The organism is Mycobacterium sp., assembly GCF_019247615.1.
Lineage (GTDB): Bacteria > Actinomycetota > Actinomycetes > Mycobacteriales > Mycobacteriaceae > Mycobacterium.
The window spans coordinates 1-6,512 of the sequence record NZ_JAFBAT010000235.1 but is presented as its reverse complement, the minus strand read 5'-3'; the positions used below and the strand labels follow the sequence as shown (position 1 = coordinate 6,512).

At 66.0% G+C, this 6,512-nt stretch carries 4 protein-coding genes, 1 other RNA gene and 1 pseudogene; 2 read left to right on the top strand and 4 right to left on the bottom strand.

Translation table 11 applies throughout. From position 1 onward, the window contains the following. Window positions 1-708 (bottom strand): annotated as a pseudogene (locus tag JO059_RS16245) (cytochrome P450); the annotation flags it as partial. Between the two features lie 106 nt (window positions 709-814). Here JO059_RS16245 and rnpB point away from each other — a divergent pair. Next, window positions 815-1,215: RNase P RNA component class A (gene rnpB, locus JO059_RS16240), an RNA gene on the top strand. A 5-nt stretch (window positions 1,216-1,220) separates the two neighbouring features. On the opposite strand, the gene JO059_RS16235 is transcribed toward rnpB, so the two are convergent. The 3 genes from JO059_RS16235 to panB form a co-directional block, all read right to left on the bottom strand. Beyond that, window positions 1,221-2,768 (bottom strand): CYTH and CHAD domain-containing protein, encoded by a 1,548-nt coding sequence (locus JO059_RS16235; RefSeq protein WP_293320465.1) that lies wholly within the window; start codon window positions 2,766-2,768, stop codon window positions 1,221-1,223. A 145-nt stretch (window positions 2,769-2,913) separates the two neighbouring features. After that, entirely contained in the window at window positions 2,914-4,077 is a 1,164-nt protein-coding gene (locus JO059_RS16230) for a cellulase family glycosylhydrolase (protein WP_293320463.1), read from the bottom strand. 138 nt (window positions 4,078-4,215) lie between these two features. Next, window positions 4,216-5,061, bottom strand: a complete 846-nt coding sequence (panB, locus tag JO059_RS16225; RefSeq protein ID WP_293320461.1) for a 3-methyl-2-oxobutanoate hydroxymethyltransferase — start codon at window positions 5,059-5,061, stop codon at window positions 4,216-4,218. A 228-nt stretch (window positions 5,062-5,289) separates the two neighbouring features. On the opposite strand from panB, the gene JO059_RS16220 reads away from it, so the two are divergent. Continuing rightward, window positions 5,290-6,512, top strand: a 1,223-nt coding sequence (locus JO059_RS16220) for an alpha/beta hydrolase (protein ID WP_293320459.1), incomplete at its 3' end; no start/stop codon positions are given.

The window sequence follows — 6,512 nt, the reverse complement described above, 5'->3', positions numbered from 1 at the left end:
CGAGTCCGTCACCGTGTCCAGTCCGGCGATGAGGAACAGGAAGCAAACGTCGAGCAGCTCCTCGCGGGATAGCGGCTGGCCGTTGATGGTTGCCGCGATCATCGCGGACAACACGTCGTCGCGGGGCCTGGCGATGTGGTCGTCGATGGCGCGGTTGAAGTATTGGTAGATCTGCTGCGCGACGGGCGCCGAAGTCTCGTGGCGCCGGTCGTACCCCGAGTCGCCCTCGGGGCGAATGATGCCGTCCTTCCAGATGAGGAACTGCTCGAGATCTTCCAGCGGTAGCCCGAGCAACTGCAGGAAGACCGTGCACGGCAGCGGGACTGCGAACTCGGCGTGAAAGTCGCATTCGCCCCGGTCGATGAACTGGTCGATCATCTCGTTGACCAGCGCGGTGACGCGAGGTTCGCGTCGGGCCATCTCCCTGGGGGTGAACAGCGGGTCGAGGATGCGGCGGTACTTCGCGTGCTCCGGCGGATCGACCTGCAGCGGGATCATGGGGCGGATGTTGCCGAGATCGACGGCGTCCATGTTCGACGAGAACAGCTCGGTGTGTTTGAGCGCCATCTCGATGTCGGCCAGGCGGCTGAGAACCACCGCCTGCGGCGAGCGGAACACGGGGGCTGATTCCCGCAACGCCTTGTACATCGGTTGGGGTTCCGCGAGACCCGTCATCGCCTGATCGACGAATCCTCCGGTTTCTGTCATCTGGTCAGCGTGACACCAACATCACTATTTAGGCAATGATTGGTTAATAGCGCAGTGGGTAGGCGCTGGTCGGGCGGCTCGGTAACGAGTACCGTGTTCCTGCGGACGAGTTGGCCGGGCGGCCGCGGGCCGTCGTGAGACGGTTCGAGGAAAGTCCGGACTTCACAGAGCAGGGTGATTGCTAACGGCAATCCGAGGTGACTCGCGGGAAAGTGCCACAGAAAATAACCGCCACCCTCGTGGTGGTAAGGGTGAAACGGTGCGGTAAGAGCGCACCAGCATTCCGGGTGACCGGAGTGGCTAGGCAAACCCCACCCGAAGCAAGGCCAAGAAGGCCGCACGGACGTGCGGCCGCGCAGGCGCTCGAGGGTTGCTCGCCCGAGCCTGCGGGTAGGCCGCTCGAGGCACCCGGCGACGGTGTGTCCAGATGGATGGTCGCCGCTCCGCCGCCGTTGCTCAAGCCGCGGCGGCGGGGAACAGAATCCGGCTTATAGGCCAACTCGTTCGCCCCACTAGCGCGCCGTGCGGGCTCGACGAACCGACTTGGCGAGCCTGCGCAGCGCGTCGTCGAGTTGCTGACGGCACCGCTCGGCCAGGTCGGTCTCCTGCTGGTAGAGCAGGCCGTAGGTGAAGGTGTCTTCGCCGGCGGTATGCGCGGCCTCGGCTTGATGGCTGAGGTGTTCGCGGCTGACGACGCTGTCCTGGTGATCGCCGAGCAGCGTCTGGATGACCTTCGCCTGCTCGGATACCTCGGTGGCGCCGGTGGCCGCTGCGGTGTAGCGAAGTCGCTTGGCGCGCTTGCGAATTCGATGCAACGCCAAATCGTGTTCGTACTCGTCCCCGGCTTCCGCGCGGACCGCCGCCTTCGCGGCCCTGCGGACCTTTCGATAGGCGGCGTCGATGGTGACGGGCGCGTGTTCCTGGTCCGAAGCGGCGTCCGGAATTTCGGCCACCCACGCGTCGAGGGCATCGAGCAAACGGAAGTACCGAGGCGAGCGCATCGCGATCAACGACCGCCGCAACCCGGTCTGGTAGCGCCGCCGGGAGCCCCCGACAAGACGTTCCCGGATGCGCCCGCGAACGAGTTCCGGCGGCAATGCGTCCAACGCCTTCTGGTAACGCTCGGCGAGCACCTCGGCGTCACGCGCCGCGCCCAGCACATTGCCGAGTTCCCGCAGCTCGTCGAGGATCCACGCGTTCTCGGACTCGTCGAAGGACTCTCCGGAGTCGGCAAGCAGGCTGCGGATCTTGCGGATCGTCACCCGCATCTGGTGCACCGCATCGTCGGCGTCCGCTCTGACTGCCCGGTCCCAGAGCAGCAGCTCGTCGACCTGCTCTTTGACCGCGCGGTGCACCGGATCGGCGGCCGGCGGCGCGCCGCTGGGCCGTGGGGTCGTGCCGAGCACCCGGGCCAGTTTGGAGGCGTGGCCGGCGGGCGCGGCGCCGGCGTCGAGCAGCCGATTGCTTAACCGGCTCAACAGCTCGGTGTCGGAGGTTCCGTTGCTCCCCGGGTTTTGGACGAGCTCGAGCTCCCACTCCCGCCACTCCTGTTCGGCGGGGCCGGCCCCGGGCTCGTTGGAGTCCCCGGCCGCCCAGGCGATGACGTGATCGTTGCTGAACTCGGCGAGCGCCGCGCCGTCGGCGCCGTACAGCACCTGAGTCTCGCGTTCCGTGGTGATGCGCGCGACCGGTTGCAGCGGACGTTCCCGGACGATCGCGAGCACGATGTCCCGCAGTTCGCTGGGCACGCCGTCCTGTCCCTCGGGTGCGGGGGCATCCAGCGGTGCTCGTACCTCGGTGCGGGAGTCCGGACCGGCCGGCAACTTCAAATGCCAGCCCGCGTCGTGTCCACCGGTGCGGCGTCGGAGGGTGATCTTGTTGCGGGCCAGGTCATGCGCCGGCGTGTCGAAGTAGGTGGCGTCCAACGACTCGATCGGCGACCTCTCGACGCGGGCAACCGCGGCGATGCCCTCGAAGGACGGCGAAACCGTGGACTCCACGACGTCGAACTTGCGCTCCACCTCCAGATAGCGCGCGGCTTTCGACGCTCTTACAGGCATTCTCGGCTCCGATTGAGGCACGTCGTCGACGGTCGGATTTGGACATCCATGTCGTGTTGGGCATCCATCTGTTTTGGGCCTCCATAGAGTGCCACATCGCTGGTTGACTGTGAGCTCGGGCTGGCCCGAGGGCACTACGGGTCCACTACCGGTCGAGGTGCATGACGCCGCCCGTCAGACGACGAATCGTTTGGATTTCGTCGACGGAAAACGGGCGCCCATCGGGTTGCAACAGGTCGTGAAACCACTCGCTCGGAATCGAGGGGTACGGGTGCTCCCAGGAGTCCCAGGGGAAATAGGTCTGGGTCTTGCCCGCGACCAGGCCCCAGTTGATTGCCCCAACCTTGTCGCGTTTGGCAATCGGCAAGATGTCGGCAACGGTGCTGCCCAAGGGCCGCGCCAGGTATTCGGTGCAGAGGATCGGTCGGTCCCCCGAGGCGAGGTCGTCGATGCGGATCTCGAAGTCCGCCGGTTCGCCGTAGGAGTGGAAGGTGAGGATGTCGGAGTTGTCGAGCTGAATCCGGCTGATGGCGCTGGTGCTTCCCGCGTCGGGCCATTCGCCCTGCCACACCGCACTCGTCAGTGGTTGAACGGGATCAACCGAGCGTGCCCACGCGAAAACCTGGGGCAGCAAGTCCGCGACCAACTCCAGCTTGTCCGGTCTCTCGACCGACGCGTAGTGGCGCGAGGGATTATCGGGCTCGTTCCACAAGTCCCAGCCCAAAACCCGGTCGTCGTTGCGGAATTGGGTCAGCACGCCCGTCACATAATCCCGCAGGCTACCGAGGTAGCCGCGATCGCCGAGGCGTTCGGCGCCCGGACTTTGCACCCAGCCCGAGTTGTGGACCCCGGGCGTCGGGGGGCGCTGCGGGCCGACTTTGGGGAACGGGTCCCAGCAGGAGTCGAACACGACGAACAGTGGTTTGACGCCGTGGTCGGCCGCGATCGCGACGAACTGCGCCAGCCGCGCCAGGAAGCCGCGAGAGTCCTGGGTCCACAGTTGGTCGTGCAAAAACACCCGCACGGTATTGAAGCCCGCGGACCGGGCCCAGCCCAACTCGACATGGATGCGCAACGGGTTATAGGTGTCGGCCTGGAACATCTCCAGCTGGTTGATGGCGTTCGACGTGACGTAGTTGGCGCCGACGAGCCAGCCTTGCGCTCGGTACCAGCGGTCGGCGCGGTCGGTTGACCACCGGCCCGGCTCCGACGGGTCGAGGGGGGGTTGCGCGACGGCACGGGGCGCCCGGGCCAGCGCCGCACCACCTGCCAACAGCAGCGGCGATTTCAAGACCGTCCGCCGGTTCACCAAGCCATCACGCCCATGCGGGGGATCGTAGCACCCTGTCACACAACGCATTTCAGCGCTTTGCAGGGCTATTTATCGCATTTTAGCCTTTTCGGCAGATCCGAGATGACGGTCGGCTTGGTCGGCTCGGAGGTCGGCTCAGAAGCAGTGCTCGTCGCCTGGGAAAACCCCGCCGGCAACCTCTTCCGCGTATTGCACGGCGGCTCGACGCAGTTCCCCGCCGATGTCCGCGAACCGCTTCACGAAGCGGGCGGCCTTGCCCCGGCTCACCCCGGCCATGTCCTGCCAAACCAGGACCTGGGCGTCGCAGTTCGGGCCGGCGCCGATGCCGACTGTTGGAATGGTCAGTTTGCCGGTGATCTGGGTGGCCAACTCGGCGGGCACCATCTCCATGACTACCGAAAACGCTCCCGCTTCGGCGACGGCGATTGCGTCCGCAATTGTTTGCTCGGCCGCGTCGCCGCGGCCCTGCACCCGAAAACCACCCAGGTTGTTCACGCTTTGCGGGGTGAAACCAATGTGCGCCATCACCGGGATACCCGCCGAGGTCAGGCAGGCGATCTGTTCGGTGACGCGCTCGCCGCCCTCGAGCTTGACGGCATGTGCGCCGCCTTCCTTCATGAACCGGGTGGCCGCGGCCAGCGCGGCGGTTGGCCCGGCCTCGTAGCTGCCGAACGGCAAGTCGGCCACCACCATCGCGTGTTGTGCACCGCGGGCGACGCCGCGGACCAGCGGAATCAGCTCGTCGATCGAGATGGGCACCGTGGTGTCGTAGCCGTAGATGACATTGGCCGCCGAGTCGCCGACCAGCAGTACCGGGATGCCGGCCTCGTCGAAGATGCGGGCGGTCGAATAGTCGTAGGCCGTGAGCATGGCCCACTTGTGGCCTTCGGCCTTCATTTTCTGCAGGTGGTGGGTGCGGATCTTGGTGAGCGGCTTGCCTTGCCCGGACGGGTTTGCGCCATAAATATTCTGCTCAGACATCATTGTCCCTGGTAGTGGTCGGTTCGATCCTCGTGGCCCGTGAAGTATCCGGTGGGTCCCCGGGTTCGTCTGACCAGCCCATTCTGCCATTTCTGCTGGGCAATCGCACTGCCCGAGCGCTGTGAGACTCACCATGGTGCGCAGGCAGCGGCCCAGCGGGCCGCGGGGTGGGCCGCCGGCCGTGCCGCTCATGAGAATCTCAGGTTGGCTCTGGCACCATATGTTGGCATGGGCCCGTCTCGCCGCGACAAGATCGCGCGCACGCTGCTGACCTGGACGGTGATCGCTGCCGTCGCGCTCCTGGGCGCCGGCTGCGTTCGTGTCGTCGGCGGGCGCGCCTTGATGGCGGGCCCCAAGTTGGGCCAGCCCATCGAATGGACACCGTGCCGCTCGTCCAACCCGCAGGCCAAGCTGCCGCCCGGCGCGCTGTGTGGTCGGTTGGCCGTGCCCGTCGACTACAACCATCTCGACGGCGGCGTCGCGACGCTGGCGATGATTCGCATTCCCGCTACCGGCGACAAGGTCGGTTCGCTGGTGGTCAACCCGGGCGGTCCCGGTGAGTCCGGCATCGAGGCCGCTCTGAGCGTCGTCCAGTCGCTGCCCCAGCGCATTCGCGAACGGTTCGACCTCGTCGGATTTGATCCCCGCGGGGTGGGGCTGTCGCGGCCGGCGATCTGGTGCAACTCCGATGCCGACAACGACCGCCTGCGCACCGAGCCCAACGTCGACTACAGCCCCTCGGGTGTGGCGCACATCGAGGACGAAACCAAGCAGTTCGTCGGGCGCTGCGTGCAGAAATTGGGCAAGAGGTTCCTGGCGAACGTGGGCACGGTCAACGTCGCCAGGGACCTGGACGCCATCCGCGCGGCGCTCGGCGACGACAAGCTGACCTACCTCGGCTATTCATACGGCACCCGGATCGGCGCAGCCTACGCGGAGGCATATCCCACGAAGGTGCGGGCGATGATCCTCGACGGGGCCGTCGACCCCAATGCCGATCAAGTGGAAGCAGATCTGCGTCAGGCCAAGGGATTTCAGGAAGCCTTCAATCAGTTCGCAACTGACTGCGCCAAGAATGCGACCTGCCCCTTGGGCACGGTCCCGGCCAAAGCACTCGACGTCTACCACAGCCTGGTCGATCCGTTGGTCGACCCCAACAACGAAATGATCGGTAGGCCGGTACCCACCAAGGACTCCCGCGGATTGAGTTACAGCGACGCGATCGTGGGAACGATCATGGCGCTCTACTCACCAAGCCTGTGGCACCACTTGACCGACGGCCTGACCGAACTGGCCGACCACCGCGGTGACACCCTGCTTGCGCTGGCCGATATGTACATGCGTCGCGATTCGCACGGCCATTACTCGAACGCCACCGACGCTCGGGTGGCGATCAACTGCGTCGACCAGCCCCCGATCACCGACCGCGCCAAGGTGATTGACGAAGACCG

Bases quoted from the DNA above. Each gene is read 5' to 3' on its own strand.
- JO059_RS16235 (WP_293320465.1), bottom strand. From the start codon at position 2,768: ATGCCTGTAAGAGCGTCGAAAGCCGCGCGCTATCTGGAGGTGGAGCGC.
- panB (WP_293320461.1), bottom strand. From the start codon at position 5,061: ATGTCTGAGCAGAATATTTATGGCGCAAACCCGTCCGGGCAAGGCAAG.